The sequence below is a fragment of the Enterococcus faecalis genome (genome assembly GCF_029024925.1).
Taxonomy (GTDB): Bacteria; Bacillota; Bacilli; order Lactobacillales; family Enterococcaceae; genus Enterococcus; species Enterococcus faecalis.
In genome coordinates, this window is sequence record NZ_CP118962.1 from 2,796,955 (window position 1) to 2,812,500 (window position 15,546).

Annotated in this window: 12 protein-coding genes; all 12 read right to left on the reverse strand. The window is 40.9% G+C overall.

Translation table 11 applies throughout. From position 1 onward, the window contains the following. Nucleotides 1-55: 55 nt before the first annotated feature. A complete protein-coding gene (locus tag PYW42_RS13795; RefSeq protein ID WP_002389418.1) occupies nucleotides 56-1,609 on the reverse strand; it encodes a hydantoinase/oxoprolinase N-terminal domain-containing protein in 1,554 nt (517 codons plus the stop codon). Next, nucleotides 1,610-2,704, reverse strand: a complete 1,095-nt coding sequence (locus PYW42_RS13800) for a DUF917 domain-containing protein (protein ID WP_002354727.1) — start codon at nucleotides 2,702-2,704, stop codon at nucleotides 1,610-1,612. It abuts the gene before it with no gap. A 19-nt stretch (nucleotides 2,705-2,723) separates the two neighbouring features. Further along, nucleotides 2,724-3,998, reverse strand: coding sequence for a cytosine permease (locus PYW42_RS13805; RefSeq protein ID WP_025187654.1), 1,275 nt, complete (start codon nucleotides 3,996-3,998; stop codon nucleotides 2,724-2,726). A gap of 35 nt (nucleotides 3,999-4,033) precedes the next feature. Beyond that, nucleotides 4,034-4,213, reverse strand: coding sequence for a hypothetical protein (locus tag PYW42_RS13810; protein ID WP_223302471.1), 180 nt, complete (start codon nucleotides 4,211-4,213; stop codon nucleotides 4,034-4,036). 331 nt (nucleotides 4,214-4,544) lie between these two features. Then, nucleotides 4,545-6,107, reverse strand: coding sequence for a PucR family transcriptional regulator (locus PYW42_RS13815; protein ID WP_002354724.1), 1,563 nt, complete (start codon nucleotides 6,105-6,107; stop codon nucleotides 4,545-4,547). Between the two features lie 23 nt (nucleotides 6,108-6,130). Continuing rightward, on the reverse strand, nucleotides 6,131-7,378 hold the full coding sequence (locus tag PYW42_RS13820; protein ID WP_002368523.1) for a peptidase U32 family protein: 1,248 nt from the start codon (nucleotides 7,376-7,378) through the stop codon (nucleotides 6,131-6,133). Between the two features lie 27 nt (nucleotides 7,379-7,405). Continuing rightward, nucleotides 7,406-8,326, reverse strand: a complete 921-nt coding sequence (locus tag PYW42_RS13825) for a peptidase U32 family protein (RefSeq protein WP_002354722.1) — start codon at nucleotides 8,324-8,326, stop codon at nucleotides 7,406-7,408. 181 nt (nucleotides 8,327-8,507) lie between these two features. After that, nucleotides 8,508-9,542 (reverse strand): FUSC family protein, encoded by a 1,035-nt coding sequence (locus tag PYW42_RS13830; protein ID WP_002389464.1) that lies wholly within the window; start codon nucleotides 9,540-9,542, stop codon nucleotides 8,508-8,510. 214 nt (nucleotides 9,543-9,756) lie between these two features. Continuing rightward, nucleotides 9,757-12,252 (reverse strand): ATP-dependent Clp protease ATP-binding subunit, encoded by a 2,496-nt coding sequence (locus PYW42_RS13835; protein WP_002389412.1) that lies wholly within the window; start codon nucleotides 12,250-12,252, stop codon nucleotides 9,757-9,759. A gap of 2 nt (nucleotides 12,253-12,254) precedes the next feature. Continuing rightward, a complete protein-coding gene (locus tag PYW42_RS13840) occupies nucleotides 12,255-12,722 on the reverse strand; it encodes a CtsR family transcriptional regulator (protein WP_002354715.1) in 468 nt (155 codons plus the stop codon). Between the two features lie 203 nt (nucleotides 12,723-12,925). Beyond that, nucleotides 12,926-14,155 carry an aminotransferase class I/II-fold pyridoxal phosphate-dependent enzyme gene (locus PYW42_RS13845; RefSeq protein ID WP_002411310.1) on the reverse strand — a complete coding sequence of 410 codons (1,230 nt, stop codon included), beginning with the start codon at nucleotides 14,153-14,155 and terminating at the stop codon, nucleotides 12,926-12,928. Beyond that, the gene (locus PYW42_RS13850) at nucleotides 14,133-15,440 is read right to left on the reverse strand and encodes a PTS sugar transporter subunit IIC (protein WP_002389441.1); all 1,308 of its coding nucleotides are present in this window, start codon (nucleotides 15,438-15,440) and stop codon (nucleotides 14,133-14,135) included. Before PYW42_RS13850 ends, PYW42_RS13845 begins: the two co-directional genes overlap by 23 nt. Nucleotides 15,441-15,546: the final 106 nt, after the last annotated feature.

Here is a 15,546-nt window from a genome sequence, read left to right on the forward strand (position 1 = left end):
TCTTTTACTATAGCACAAAAAGGAAACCCTCATATGCCAGAGGATTTCCTTTCTTTTAATACATGTTCCCAACCACTTTTACTCGTAAGCGGGTTGCATTTTCTGGATGATAGGCGAGTGGTGTTTCTTCCACCTCGACTAACTCGATTGTGCCAGGGACTGCACCCGCAAGTTCAGCTTGTTGGACGGCTTTTTCTTGGGCATCAGTCAACGCCGCGTCTCGTTGGATTTTTGAATAGACATAAATTTGTTCGTATTGTCCGCTAATCTGAGCGATAGAGGCACCGATGGCATTCGCCACTGCCCCGTTTTCGTTGCGAATTAGCGCTTTAACACCTGTCAATTCTTCGGGGATGATAATACTCCCACCACCAACTAAAACGACCGTCACGTCTGCGGAACTGGTCTTCATGCGATCAATCGCTTCACTGACCAATTCGCCAATTTTTAGGTACACTTTTTCCGCAAACGCTTGGTCTAAATGAGCCACTTTGCTAGGATCACCGACTTGGGCATGGCCTAAGCGAACCGCAATATCAGTGGTCGTTAATTGTGTGCCGCCAAAAACAAGGGCCTCTTGTGTAATACGGTAGCCGACACTGTCGGGGCCAACTGTCACAGAACCATCTGGTTGTTCACGCACTAGACTGCCACCGCCGACACCAATTGACACGATATCTGGCATTCTAAAATTGGTCCGTACCCCGCCAACATCAACGGCCAGTGAAGATTCTCTTGGAAAGCCATCCACTAACACGCCAATGTCGGACGTTGTGCCACCAACATCTAAAACAACCGCATCTTTCAAGCCAGCTAAGTATGAAGCGCCACGAATACTATTGGTTGGTCCACAAGCAATGGTTAAAATAGGAAACTGTTTGGCATAAGTTAACGACATTAACGTACCATCATTTTGACATAAGTACACTTGGGCATGATGAATTTTTTCTTGTTCTAAGGCTTGTTCAAAGCCTTCGCTGGTCACTTTAATTACTTTGTGCAACGCAGCATTCAAAATTGTCGCATTTTCCCGTTCAATTAAACCGACAGACCCAATCATTGAGGAGCAAGATACAGGAACATCTGCCCCTAACACTTCCTTCGCAAGTGCTTGAACAAACAATTCTTGGTCATTTTTTAAAGAAGAAAAAACGCCAATTACTGCGATTGCCTCTACTTCTCCTCGCCAAGAGGCCAAAATCCCACGTAATTCTTCTTCGTCCAGTGCAGTCAATGGTTGTCCATCATATTCGTAGCCGCCATGTGCTAAAGCATACGTTTCTGAAAGAGTGGCCACTAAATCCTTGGGCCAAGCTGTGTAAGGCAAGACCGAAGCGGTTGCTGGATAGCCCAAACGAAGGACCCCAACTTTTGCTAATTTTTTTCGCTCAACAATGGCATTCGTACATTGGGTCGTGCCCAACATTGCATGTGTGACTTTGGTTGGGTCCACTGCTGATTCTGCCAAGACTTTATTTAAGGCGCCGGCAATCCCTGTTTGAATATCATCGGTTGTTGGAACTTTCACTGAATGAATCAAGTTTAATTGATGATCTAAAATAACAGCATCTGTATTTGTGCCGCCGACATCGATACCGATTTTATACATTTATTTGTCCTCCTTCGCTACTAAGTTTTCTAGTGGTTGATAATCCATTTCGTAGCCGAAATACCGAGGACCCACTGTTTCGATACCTTTTTTCGTTCGCCAAGCGGCATTCGCTTTCAAGCCCATTACTTGGACACGTTTGCCGTATTTCAAGCTTTCTGTTGTCACAGGCGTTAAAGTTTCTAAATCTACCATACAAATCAAATCAGGCGTCATCGCAATCACCTGACCATCTTTCTCGGCAATTAAATTTTCATTTTGAAAATGGACGACTGCTTCTGAACCAGCATCACTGTTTAAGCCACTCAATTTGACACGTCCCAAATTGAAGCCACCTTTTACTTCTCGTTCCACATCTAGAATTTTTCCTTGGAACAATTCAAAGCCATCCGTAACTTCTACTAATGCTTGGCGTTTTTCTTGTTCATCTGCATAGGTACCTCGAATCACTTTGCCAATTTCTTCTGATAATGTCACGATGTTGTGAATACCATAGTCTTGTAATTGTTTGCCTGTCGCGGGATAAATACTCACTAAAGCACTGGCGCCCATTTCAACCGTTTGAACACGAGCAAGACGTTCTGTCCAAGTATTATCAATCGTTTCCATAATGCCAATATTTCCTTTTTCATCGGTAATTGCCATAGGGGTCGCTGACATCCCATTCAAATGGAACGTTACCATAGGCAATTCTGGAAAGGCCCGACCCATACCATCGCAATCCACCAAGGGAATGCCTAGCTTCGCTGCAACAACAATTGGAATCATTGAATTGACGCCCCCAGCTTCCATTGGAAAGGTTCCCGCAATCGTTTCTTGGTCTAAATATTTTCCTAACTTCTCAAAGACACGGACGAATTCGTCGCCTTTGGGAAATTTTTCAATTGCGACAGATGGGGCACCCATCATTGCGGCGGGTAGGAAAAAATCCTCCGCGGCAATTTCTTCTGGAGAAACCAGTTTGACAGGTCCGTTTTCTTCGATGGCGGACAAAGCCATCATTTTACCAATGTAGGGATCACCGCCACCTCCTGTCCCTAAAAAAGCTGCTCCTGTAGCTATATTCTCAATTGCTTCTGCATCTAAATAACGCATTCTCCGACACTCCTCTTCTTCATTCCATTTCTAATGATTCGGTGTTCGTCTGTTGACGTTTTGCACCGAAATAATAAATAACAAACGATAAAACAATGCCAATTAGCGGTTGGTTAGGCAATTGAGGGGCATTGGGAAAGAAACTCATAATCACCGGAATGCCCCCCACTGCAGCACCAATTAGCCATGAAAAAACACCTAATTTATTCACGCCAGGCGTTGGCTGCCATTTGGTTCGATCGCCTTTGTTAATCAACCAATAGGCAGCAATCATTACACCAGCCACTGGTGGAACCATCGCAGAAAGGACAGACATAATCGGCGTAAAGTAATTTAAGATCCCCACAACTGCTAATAAGGTCCCAATGGCGCCGGCCGCACCGACAGCGACTTTTTCTTTTTCTTTTGGAATATCAAAGACATTAATCAAGGCCAGTCCGCCAGAAAAAGCATTCACGGCATTCGTGGTCCAAGTTGCTAAAATTAGCGCAATAATTCCTAAAACTGGAAAACCGAGATTCATAAAAACTTCCGTGATATCTGCGGTGTTCGAAGCAATGGTCAAGACCGCACCAACGCCAATCATCAACAAGCCTGTCGGTAAAATCCCTAATGTGGCCGCTTTAACCACATCTTTACGAGAAGAAACATATTGAGAGTAGTCTCCAGCAATTACTGCGCCTAATGCAAAAGAACCGACAGTCATTGAAAGACCTGACATAAAGCTTCCTGCTGTTTGAGGGGTATATTGACTAACAGCCGCCCAACCGTTGTTTCTTAACGAAGCCACCAAGCCATAAAGACAAACCAGAACTAACACAGGAACCGCAAAATAATTCAGAATTTTCAATATTTTTATGCCATAAAGAGCCGAAATAAGCATGATAATTCCCCAGATTAAGGAAGAAAGCGACACAGGTAAATCAATGCCGTAAATTTTTAAAAAGTTTGTGAAGGCGCTGCCGCTGACATTGGCTTGCAAACCAAACCAACCTAAGCAAGCAATCGCTAGAATAATGGAAATAATCTTTTGCGAACCTTGAATGCCAAACACTTGAGAAGCGACTTTGACAGAAGGTTCTTGTAAGTCGGAACTTTGAATTCCTTGTAAAATCATTAAAATAACAATAATACCGTAACCAATAAATCCTGTTAACAAAGCTTCCCATAAAGGCATGCCTGCAACTAACGTTCCTCCAATAATTAATCCTGGCACGCTAATCATTGCGCCCGCCCAAACAAATGCTAAGCTAAGCCACGATTGTTGTTGCTCGTTTTTTAATTTCATTCTCATTCCTCCTTAATTATTTTTTCAATTATAACGAAAAATCAGTCATAGGTCTTTTTCAAATTGAAAAAAATATCGAGGAAGTTTTGGCTTAAAATAAAAAATAGACAAGAACCTGGGACAAAAATCACTTTGGATTTTTGTCCCAGGCTTAAAAATTGATAAACGGCGGAAACAGAGGCAACACTACGCGTTGCTTCGATCTCAACAACTTCTAAGATGTTTTCTCGACATGCGTCTCGTCACAGTACAGCCTTCAAAAGAGCTACAGCTCTAAGAGTTGAAGGGCCTTCGGAAATAAGCCGAAATTGTTGAGAATCACGAAGAACGTAGTGATTCGATGATGAACAATACCTACTTGGTCTCCAAAAATTAAAGAACACCGGGTAGGTATCATGCAACATCAACTCGTACCTCGTTGTGTTTTATGACAATTTTCGGAAATTCCTTCTTATTGCTGAGAAACACTATTTGCAAAGCAAATAGATGTTGAACAGTACCTACTTGGTTCTCGGAGTTAAACACTTCTGTCCCGACCTCTGTCTGCTTTTTTCATTCATTCGTGACCAAGCGATATAAGATCATCGCCAAATAGACTTCATAGGCTTCGGCGGCGTTGGTCATATCATAGCCGAGCGCTTCATTAATTTTACTGATACGATATTTGACCGTATTTTTATGAACAAATAGGCGTTCGCCGCATTCTTTAAAATCACTACTTGCATCTAGTAAAAACGTTCCTAATGTCATTAACTGCTCTGATTCTTTTAAGAGAGGTTGGATAACTGCTAAGCGTTGTTGGATTGCTTCTTCTCCTGCTTGGAGACACGTCATCATTTGTTGAACTGTACGAATTTCCGCGATTGATAACACTTTTCTTTGTGGATAGACGCGCTTTAAAAACGGCGCGACTTGATTAGCGGTTTGGTAGCTGACACGCACTTCAGTCGTGTTACGAACTTTCGGACAAAGGATGATTTCACCTAAATAGTCCTGATAGTCTGTGGCTTGCAAGTATTCTTTACTAATCGTGGCTTCAGGCTGTTTGTGTAAATAATTACCTAAGAGAACAATCAGGTAATTTTCTGTTTGCTGGACAATCGTTGTTTGGTAATAGTAACGTAGGAAATCTTTCAAATCTTGCTGAATAGCGTGGATTTCTTGTCCTTGTTGCCAAATAGGCAAAAGCCACATCGTTTCGACAGAAGAAATATCAATCATTAATTTTTTGGCTAATTGGTACATCTTATCACTTTCATCGTTAATGATTGCTTGGACTAAGGCATACTCACTGACTTCGTCATAGTTTTTCCCCCATAAATTCAGAGCCATCTGAACGACTTCCACCGCTTGATTCATCTCAAAAGAGGTTAACTGCTCTTCTTCTCGAATGAAGTAAAGCTTCAATGTTTGTCCATCTTTCTGAGGAAGTTTTTGCGAGGTAATGAAGTAGGTCGTTTCTCCCAGCGCTACTTTCTCTTGTGATTGATAAAGTAACTTGGTTAAGGGTAATTTCGTGCTTCGCGGCCAATTGATGGTGCTGATGATTTCATTGGTATATGTGGTTAACGCAATGTTGACTTTTAAAAAATCGGATAGGATTTTCAAGGTCATTTCCACACTGCGGTTTTGTTCAGGCAAAAGGGAAACTTTTTCCAAGAGGTCCGTTGCAAAAGAAGCCATTTTATTTTTATTGACTAACAATTTCATGACTTCATAAATGACTTCGTTGTAGCGTAATGTGGGATCATTTTTAGGCATTTGGATTAAAATAAAACCTAAAGAATCCGCTAATTGAATCACTTCCTCTGCAACTTTCGGTACGATAATCCCAACGTAGTACAAGATTAGGCCTACTTCGCCTAATTCATGGAGATGCCGAATCGTTTCACATTGCTTCACCACATCATGACGAATGGCACAAAATGAACCAATCAAAATTTCGCCAGCATGGTATTCATTTGTTTTGTGAAGTTTTTCCGAAAACAAAGACATATCAGAGACTTCTAAAAAAGAAAGAGAAGCAACAGATGTGTCCAATTGGTTTTTACCAGAAAGTACCGTCGCTTCTCGCAAAGACGGTAATTTTAATAAATCATTCACGCGGACACTCATATTTACTCCTCCTTTTGGCTGGTTTATTTTTTCTTACGAATCATATCGCCGACTGCAACAGGTTGCGTCACTTCCATTGTTAATAACATCATGGGATTAGGTGCCCGATCGATCGCTTCACCGTCTTCATTATACATCTCTTTAACGGTTTGGTGGAAATGGGTAAACCCGGGACCATAAAATTCAATTTCATCGCCGACACTGAAAAGGTTCCGTTGACGAATCGTTGCGACTTGCGTCTTTTCGTTGTACGCAATCACTTCACCAACAAATTTATATTGTGGAATTTTACGACGTTCGCCGAATAATTGTTCATTTTCACTTGGTGTATTGTAATAAAAACCAGTTGCTAATTCACGTTGTGCTACTTTCCATAATTCATCAATCCACTCTTGTTGGCAGACATAGTTTTCAGGGTCTTCCATGTAAGAATCGACGGCTTTTTTATACACATTAGCGACTGTCGAAACATAGTGAATGGATTTCATGCGGCCTTCAATTTTAAAACTATCGACACCATTTTCAATTAATTCTGGAATATGTTCAATCATAGACATATCTACGGCGCTCATTGAAAACTCTTCTTCAACTTCCCCTTCGCTGGTTTTGCTCCGACGTTCTGTCCCAAAAGGCATATCAAATAACTCGTATTTCCAACGACAAGATTGAGAGCAACCGCCACGATTGGCATCCCGCATCGACATATGGTTGGATAAAGTACAACGTCCTGAATATGAAATACACATTGCTCCATGAATAAAGGCTTCAATCTCAATGTCCGTATTTTCACGAATAGCTGCAACTTCCTCCATTGAAACTTCGCGCGCTAATACCACACGTTCTAAGCCTTCATTTTTCCAAAATTCTAATGTTTCATAGTTGGTTGCTGAAGCTTGTGTCGATAAATGGATAGGTAAACCTGGTGCTTCTGTCGCACAAATTTCGATTAAAGCTGGATCGGAAACAATCACAGCTGAAATTCCGATGTCTCGCAATTCTCTGAAAAACGCTCCTGCCCCTTCCTGGTTTCCTTCATGAGTGACCATATTGGCAGCGACATAAACTTTCGCATTATGTTCGCGGGCAAAGGCTACGCCTTCCGCCATTTCTTCTGGCGTGAAATTTCCTGCGCGGCTACGCAGACCGTAGGCATTCCCTCCGATATAAACGGCATCGGCACCGTAACGAATTGCGACTTTTAGTTTTTCTAGCGTCCCGGCTGGAGCCAACACCTCGGGACGCTTCAATGTTCGTTCTGTCATTACTTTCATGTTCTTCTTCCCCTTAAATGAATCAATTTATTTTATTGCGTCGGCACTTAAATCAAAGAAACCATTATCTAAGCCACGACCTGTTGGATGTAATTTTTCAATTTCAGCTGTTGCATGAGCTGCTTGATCTTCTGACCAAGTTCCCGCTTCAAGTGCTGCTTTCGCTTCAGCAAATAAGCGAGCAATCGCGACAAAATTTTCACCTGGTGTGTAAAGGCCATCGAGCTTCCATGTGCGATAGTGATGGTCATACAAGTTTGTTAACTCATTCATCAAGTTCACATCGTTATTGGCAAAAATATGCGTACCATGACTATCTTCATAAATGGAATAGTGGGTTTCTGGTTTTTTGGGTTCAGAAATAAACAGCCCTTCGTCTTTCGTAACCCCTTTGTCGTTCTTTGTGTAATTGTAGTAATTTTGAATTAATGGGCGTTTCGATTGATGAATACACGTCGCCCCATAGACAAGAATTTCAGCTGGAACTGCTAAGTTTTCTTCCATTGCTACCATTTCTTCAAAAGGCACTTCCCGAGCTAGGACAGCTCCGATGGCTCCTCGTTTACTCCAAAAATTGATTTGACGTGAACTCGTTACCAAGGTTTCGCCATCATAAACGTAAGGAATTTCTAATCCATCTCGTTGCATAATAAACACAATCCCTGGATCACCCAAAGTAATTTTATCGACGTTGATTTCTTTTAAAAATGTCAGATACTCTGGGACTAATTTCATTTTTTCAGGGTGCATAATGCCATTTACTGCAACTAGCACTTGTTTGCCCATTTCATGTGCACGTTTCACAATCTCGCGTTGTTCATCTCGTGTAAAAGATACGGGCAAACGCAACCCGAATGTTTCTTCTCCAATATATAATGTATCCACACCTGTTGCGAGTAATTCTACAGCCTGCTCAACAGATTCTGCAGTTGCAATCAGTTCAATCATAAATATAGCCTCCTTCTTTATGACCGTTTAATAGTATCATACGTTCACAAACTTTAAAAGAGCCTATCTGTATTAAACGTACATTTTTCACAATGTTTCCGAAAAAAATTTTGGTAGAGAAGCGCCATCCGCTTACCTACCAAATGCTCTTTTTTTTAATTACTGGTCATCTGTTCTTTGGTCACTCGTTCAAGTGGTATTTTCGTTCATAAAACGTTACTACAATGGTGAATAGCCACGCTGCTGCTAAGCCTAGCAAGCTACCCAAAACAATCCCCAAAAAGCGGAATTGAATCAACGTTATCACGTACTGCTGACGAACGAGCAATGAAAGCATCAGAGCCATAGGCGTTGTGAAAAATTGCGCCAATCCATAATTACGACGAATAAAATACTCAACGGTCACAAATAAGATCGTAATCACGACAATCGATTCAAAAGTTGTCAAAGCTAAATTAAGCAGAAAAGCGGAAATAACCAATCCAATCGTTGTGCCAAAAATTCGCTGAATATTTCGCTGCTTAATCGCACGTAAATTGTCTCCTTGTAAAATGGATGCACAGGAAACGACTAACCAATACGGATTCTGTAAATGTAAACTTTCGCTGATATATACAGCAAAAAATAAGACAAAGCTATAATATATGCTATCTAATGGCGCTTCTGGATGCCGATAAATTCGTTCCCGTAATGATCGCTTAGCTAGCGGGGCACTGATTTCCTTCTCTGTAAAATGCAACACTAGTGCAAACAAAATGGAAAAGCCAATGCCTAATAACATACAGCCACTCATGAACGGAATTTTTGCTAACGGAATGCTCGTACTGGCACCCATCGCTGTCACCATCACACCAAAGAAGGCCCCTGGTTTTGAAATATCGTAGACTTCAAAGAAAAAGCGGCCACCAAAACCGACCAGTGCAACAACAATGGGAATAAGCCATGCAATATGGGTCGATAACATGCCTAACAAATTTCCTAAAAAAAGGTAACTACCGACCACAGATAAACGAGTCATTAACTGTTTTAATGGTAACGGCTGATAATATAAAAAAGTAAAAATACCTAACGAGCCAAAGCTTGAAATCAATAATTGATGATTGATATAGCCCAAAAAAAGAATGCTGAACATAACCAAGCCAGCAAACACTAGTCGAAAAGGATTATCCTTTGGACGCTGATAATGTAGTAATTCTCGAAAAAAAGATTGTTCCATTCCATCACCCCTCCTTATTAACGTAGCACAGAAAAATCAATCTGGCAATTCTCAAAAAGAAATCGCCACTGGAAAATAGAAAAAGGAGCGTGGGACAGAAGCAACCCCTTCGGAAATAAGCCGAAATTCTCCAAAAATTAAAGAACAATTTTCGGAAATTCCTTCTTATTTCTCGGAGTTAAACACTTCTGTCCCGACCTCCTTTGCATCTCATCTATACAGTTTGTAATTCTTTCGCTTCTGTCTTTGGTGCTTTTGGTGCCCGCACATTTAACGTAATTTTGCCTTTGCTAGCGCCTAAAGTTACTTTATCCCCTAACTGAATTTGACCAGAAAGAAGGGCTTCACTTAAACGATCTTCCACTTCTTTTTGCAAGGCCCGACGAATTGGACGTGCGCCATATTCTGGATCAAACCCGACTTTACCAATAACTTCAATTGCAGCTGGTGTGATTTTCACTTTAACCTCTTGTTCGGCCATCCGTTTCACGACAGATTGACTCATAATTTTTACGATTTCATGAATTTCCTCTTGTTTCAAGGAATGGAATACAACCGTTTCATCAATTCGGTTTAAGAATTCTGGACGGAAGGCTTTTTTCAATTCTTCCATGATTCGTTTTTGCATTAATTCATGATTTTTAGAAATGTCTTTCACATTGAAGCCGACATGTTTTTCTTCACGAATCGCTGTTGCTCCTAAGTTGGAGGTCATGATTAAAATCGTGTTACGGAAATCGACTTTTCGTCCTTTGGCATCCGTTAAATGGCCATCATCTAAGACTTGTAATAAAATATTAAAGACATCTGGATGGGCTTTTTCTACTTCATCTAGCAAAATAACGGAATAAGGACGTTGACGAATTTTTTCAGTTAGTTGGCCGCCTTCTTCGTAGCCGACATAACCTGGAGGAGAACCGATTAAACGGCTAGTACTGTATTTTTCCATAAACTCAGACATGTCCACGCGAATCAAAGCTTCTTCGCTGCCAAACATCGCTTCGGCTAAGGCTTTGGCAAGTTCCGTTTTCCCAACCCCTGTTGGCCCTAAGAACATGAAGGAACCAATCGGTCTTGCTGGGTCTTTCAAGCCACTACGCGCACGACGGATAGCGCGTGAAACAGCTTCAACTGCTTCATTTTGGCCAACGACCCGTTGATGTAAAATGGTTTCTAATTCCATCAATCGTTCGCTTTCTTTCTTCTCTAGCTGCTGCAAAGGAACGCCTGTCCATTGTGAAACGACCCCAGCCACGTCTTCTTCTGTTACTTGTGTACTGTAACCAGACAGACTTTTTTCTTTCACTGCAATCAATTCTTCTAGTTTTTCCATCACTTGTTTTTCTTTTTGACGAATCCGAGCGGCACTTTCAAATGATTGGTTTTGAATGGCCTCTTCTTTTTCCGTAATTAATTGAGAAATTTCGGTACGCAATTCATTAATTTCTGAAGGTTGATCTGCCTTATCTAAACGAACTTTTGCTGCAGATTCGTCCATTAAATCAATTGCTTTATCTGGTAATTGGCGGTCATTTAAATAGCGAATCGATAATTGAACCGCCGCATGTAGAGCTTCATCTGTAATTTCTACGCCATGATGGTTTTCATAGCGGGAACGCAAGCCTTTTAGAATTTCTTCTGCTTCTTCTGGGGTTGGTTCTGCTACTTGAATACGGGCAAAACGACGTTCCAAAGCGGCATCTTTTTCAATATATTTTTGGTATTCATCCAGAGTTGTCGCACCAATTGTTTGCAACTCGCCACGTGCTAAAGCAGGTTTTAAAATATTTGAAGCATCAATCGCCCCTTCTGCACCGCCAGCACCGATCAAGGTATGCAATTCGTCGATAAATAAAATGACTTGTCCATCTTGATAGATTTCATCGACAACTTTTTTCAAGCGATCTTCGAACTCACCTCGATATTTGGTTCCAGCAACCAAGGCACCCATGTCTAGCATCATTAAACGTTTGCCTTGCATATCTTCAGGGACTTCCCGGTTGACAATTTTCTGGGCTAAGCCTTCTGCTATCGCTGTTTTCCCAACACCTGGTTCACCGACTAAGACAGGATTGTTTTTGGTACGGCGACTCAAAATTTGGATCAAACGACGGACTTCGGTCCCGCGACCAACTACTGGATCCAAGCTTTGTTCTCGTGCTAACTTGGTTAAATCTCTTGCTAAAGAATCCAATGTTGGCGTCCCTTGTGGCGCATTTTTACTTTGACCATTCCGACGACGTTGTGCGCCATTGGGTTCGGAAACGCCCATTTTTTTCAATAATAATTGACGCATTTTGGATAAGCTTAATCCTAAATTCACTAAAATTCTAGACGCTAAAATTTCTTCGTCTCTTAACAAGCCTAATAATAAATGCTCGGTACCAATCTTTTGAGCCCCTAAGCGCTTCGCTTCATCTCCAGCATAGGCAAAGATTTGTTTGGCTCTTGGTGAATAAGGTAAGTATAAGTTGTTATTTCCCATTGGACTTTGCATGGTGCCATAGCCACTTAAATGCTCAATTTCTTCACGGATGTCTTCTGTGTCAGTATTCAATTGTCGTAATGTTTTTCCGGCAATCCCATTTGGTTCTAAAACGAGTGCTAATAATAAATGCTCAGAACCGACGGATTGGTGACGAAAATACTTCGCTTCTTCTTGGGCAATCGCCAGTACGGCTTTCGCACTTTCTGTAAATAGTTCATCCATAGTTATTCCTCCTCATAGCTCAAGCGCTCTAAAAATGAACGCATTATTTGAGCTCTTAGAAAATCTTCGTGATTCCCCAGACCATTCAATGTGCTTTTACTTAAAGCAGCTAGCATTAAATTGCCTTCCTTTTTCGTAATCACTTCTTCTTCATACAATGTTTGAATAAATGTTAGCGCATCTTTTTCTGTTAAGGTTGCGCCAATCAATTGATCCATTTGTTTTAGTAATTGATCGTTATCTGAAATTTGTACTTTGACAATGCGAATATAGCCGCCTCCACCACGTTTACTTTCAACTGCGTAGCCTCGTTGGATGGTAAAACGTGTATTAATTACATAGTTAATTTGTGAAGGAACGCAATTAAATAAATTAGCCATTTCCGCCCGACGGATTTCAATTTTATTACTTTCTTCTAAAATCTTTTTTAAATAAGCCTCGATTAAATCTGACGTATTTTGATTACTCATAGTCTTCCATCCTTCTTCTCTCTTGACTAATATTGACCATTATTATATCGAACTTTGCCTATTAAATAAAGAGGAACGCTTTGACTTTAATAAAAAAATGCAAAACAGGAGGAGCAACCTCAGTCAAACTGATTTAAGTTCCCCTCCTAAAATTGAAAATATGTTATTGAATCACAGGCAGACAATGGCTCCGCCTTAATGTCTCACAAAAGCGATTCTTCGCCATAGGCTTGATCCAAGGCTTGTTGAATATCTTCGATAATAGATGTTGGCTCTTCCAAACCAACGTACATGCGAATGTGCGCTGGCGACAAGCCTCTTTTCTGAACAGCCGCCAAGTTATTGCCTTTGAATACAGGCAAGGCCAAACTTTCAAAGCCACCCCAACTGACCCCAATTGTGACCAGCGTCAATGCGTTCACAAATGTTTTCAAACGTTCAAAATCGGTATCTTTTAAATCAATCGCAAACAATGAGCCATAACCTGTTAAATATTTTTCTGCTAACGCTTGTTGTTGTTGATTTCCTACAAAAGGATGATATAAGCGGCTGATTCGCGGATCCTTTTGCAAAGCCAACAGCACCGTTTGGATGGCTTGAGACTGATGCGCCAACCGAACGGGCATGGTACGAATACCTCGTAACGCTAACCAAGAATTGAAGGGACTATTGACTGCGCCTAAAGCTTGATGACCATGTTCAAAAATTTGATCTACAAGCGCTGCTTTGCCAATGACAGCCCCTGCTACAATATCCGAATGACCACCAATATATTTGGAACAAGAATGAATCACCAGGTCCACATTATGGCATAAAGGATGCTGAAATAACGGTGACGCCCACGTGTTATCAATGACAGTGTATGCGCCGATTTTTTGTGCTAACGCAGTTATTTTTTCTAAATCTAGCAGTTCAAACTTTTGTGAGGACGGACTTTCAAAGTAAATGACTTTGGTGTTTTCCTGAACAAATTGAAAAAGTTCTTCTGTTTCTGCAACGTCTACTTTGGTCAAGGATACGCCAAATTTCTCTAAATATTGCACAAACGAAACAGATTCTCCATAAATTGTGTTGACCATTAAAACATGATCACCTTGTTGGAGCAACGTAAACAGCGTTGCCGAAATAGCGCCCATTCCTGAGGCAAAAACTTTACATTTTTCTCCACGTTCCAAACGAGCAATTTTTTTCTCTAAAATTTCTGTTGTGGGGTTGGTGCCACGTGTGTAAACATAATTATTTTTTTCATCTATACTCGCTGCCATAAATTCTTCGTAAGTTGGAAAATAAAAGGAAGAGGTTTGAACCAACTCGGGCACCATCGGATGATACATTTTTTCCATTCCTTTTTCCACTTCACAGCAAATATTTTTATCATTCTCAACATGCATTTCCTTCACTCCTCTTTCTCTACAATGTTTCTGGTACTTCATGGGCTTCTTCTTTTTGATATTGTCGATCTAAGGCTTTTACAAATGGATAATAAATAACGACACTAGCGGCAACAGCTAAAACTTGCGTCACTGCACCTTGCCATTTTCCCACTAAAAAGCCCGAAAACAGAAAGGGCGTAGCCCATGGTGCTTGAATGTTTGTAAACATTGGCATGAACCCAATTTTCATTGACAGAAAGGCAATCAAGACCGATACAATCGGCGCGACCGCAATCGGAATCAATAATAAAGGGTTAAAAATAACTGGGAGTCCAAAAATCAAGGGTTCATTAATGTTGAAAAATGCTGGAACAAACGAAATTTTCGACATGGCTTTCATTCTAGATGAATGTCCGACGATGGCCATTGCAATAGCCAAGCCAATCGTGCAACCAGCGCCTCCAATTGTGGCAAATTGATCGAGCATTTGGACCGTGCCAAAGTTGCCACTTTGAGCAGTTAATTGCCCTAATTCCGCTAAGCTTTGGTTTTTGTCTGCATTCGCATATAAAATAGGATATAGCATGGAATTGATGACAGTTGGATGAATCCCAAACCACCAGAACAGTCCATTTAAGCCAGCCACAATAATAATTGCAAAAGGGGTTCCGATTAAACCTTGCAGTGGCGCTTGAATCACCGCATAAATTAATTGCGGGAAGGAATCCGCAAACGAAAGCCCAATCCCATTAATCAATAAAGCCACCGCTACCACAAAAATCCCAGGAATCAATGCACTAAAAGCTTGGCTCACCATAGAAGGCACGCTTTCAGGCATTTTGATGACTAATTTTTTCTTAATACAGAAACGAGTCAACTCAACCGAAAGAATTGACATAATAATGGCCGTAATCACCCCTTGCGTTCCTAACCAATCAAACGATAAAACTTTCGTCACAACTTCGCCTGATTCAGTGGTCACCGTTTTCGGTAAAACGACTACGTAAGCGACAATTCCTAAAATTAATGAAGTTAAACGATCCATTTCGTAACTTTCCGCCAATTTATAGGACATCGTCCCGGCAAAAATAATTCCCATCATGTTGAAAGTCGCTCGATAAGCTGGTGAAATCATATCCGCCCAACCTGCACCGAAAATTCCATCCATAAAATCGCCATACCCTGCTACTGGAAAATCTGTAATCAACATAAAAATCGATCCAATAATTGTTAACGGCATAATTGCAAAAAAACCATTTCTTAAGGCTTGAAAATAACGTAAACTTGTAATCCTTGAAACTTTAGGCACTACGGCTTGCTCCACCCAGTTTGTTAACTTATCCATTTCACTTCTCTCCTTAATCCTTTGTGATATCCTCATCATAAAGAAACCGCTTTCTGATGTAAATACAACTAACTGATTCTGTAACTATGTTTCATAATTCATACGC

Bases quoted from the DNA above. Each gene is read 5' to 3' on its own strand.
- PYW42_RS13795 (WP_002389418.1), bottom strand. From the start codon at position 1,609: ATGTATAAAATCGGTATCGATGTCGGCGGCACAAATACAGATGCTGTT.
- PYW42_RS13800 (WP_002354727.1), bottom strand. From the start codon at position 2,704: ATGCGTTATTTAGATGCAGAAGCAATTGAGAATATAGCTACAGGAGCA.
- PYW42_RS13805 (WP_025187654.1), bottom strand. From the start codon at position 3,998: ATGAGAATGAAATTAAAAAACGAGCAACAACAATCGTGGCTTAGCTTA.
- PYW42_RS13815 (WP_002354724.1), bottom strand. From the start codon at position 6,107: ATGAGTGTCCGCGTGAATGATTTATTAAAATTACCGTCTTTGCGAGAA.
- PYW42_RS13820 (WP_002368523.1), bottom strand. From the start codon at position 7,378: ATGAAAGTAATGACAGAACGAACATTGAAGCGTCCCGAGGTGTTGGCT.
- PYW42_RS13825 (WP_002354722.1), bottom strand. From the start codon at position 8,326: ATGATTGAACTGATTGCAACTGCAGAATCTGTTGAGCAGGCTGTAGAA.
- PYW42_RS13830 (WP_002389464.1), bottom strand. From the start codon at position 9,542: ATGGAACAATCTTTTTTTCGAGAATTACTACATTATCAGCGTCCAAAG.
- PYW42_RS13835 (WP_002389412.1), bottom strand. From the start codon at position 12,252: ATGGATGAACTATTTACAGAAAGTGCGAAAGCCGTACTGGCGATTGCC.
- PYW42_RS13840 (WP_002354715.1), bottom strand. From the start codon at position 12,722: ATGAGTAATCAAAATACGTCAGATTTAATCGAGGCTTATTTAAAAAAG.
- PYW42_RS13845 (WP_002411310.1), bottom strand. From the start codon at position 14,155: ATGAAGTACCAGAAACATTGTAGAGAAAGAGGAGTGAAGGAAATGCAT.
- PYW42_RS13850 (WP_002389441.1), bottom strand. From the start codon at position 15,440: ATGGATAAGTTAACAAACTGGGTGGAGCAAGCCGTAGTGCCTAAAGTT.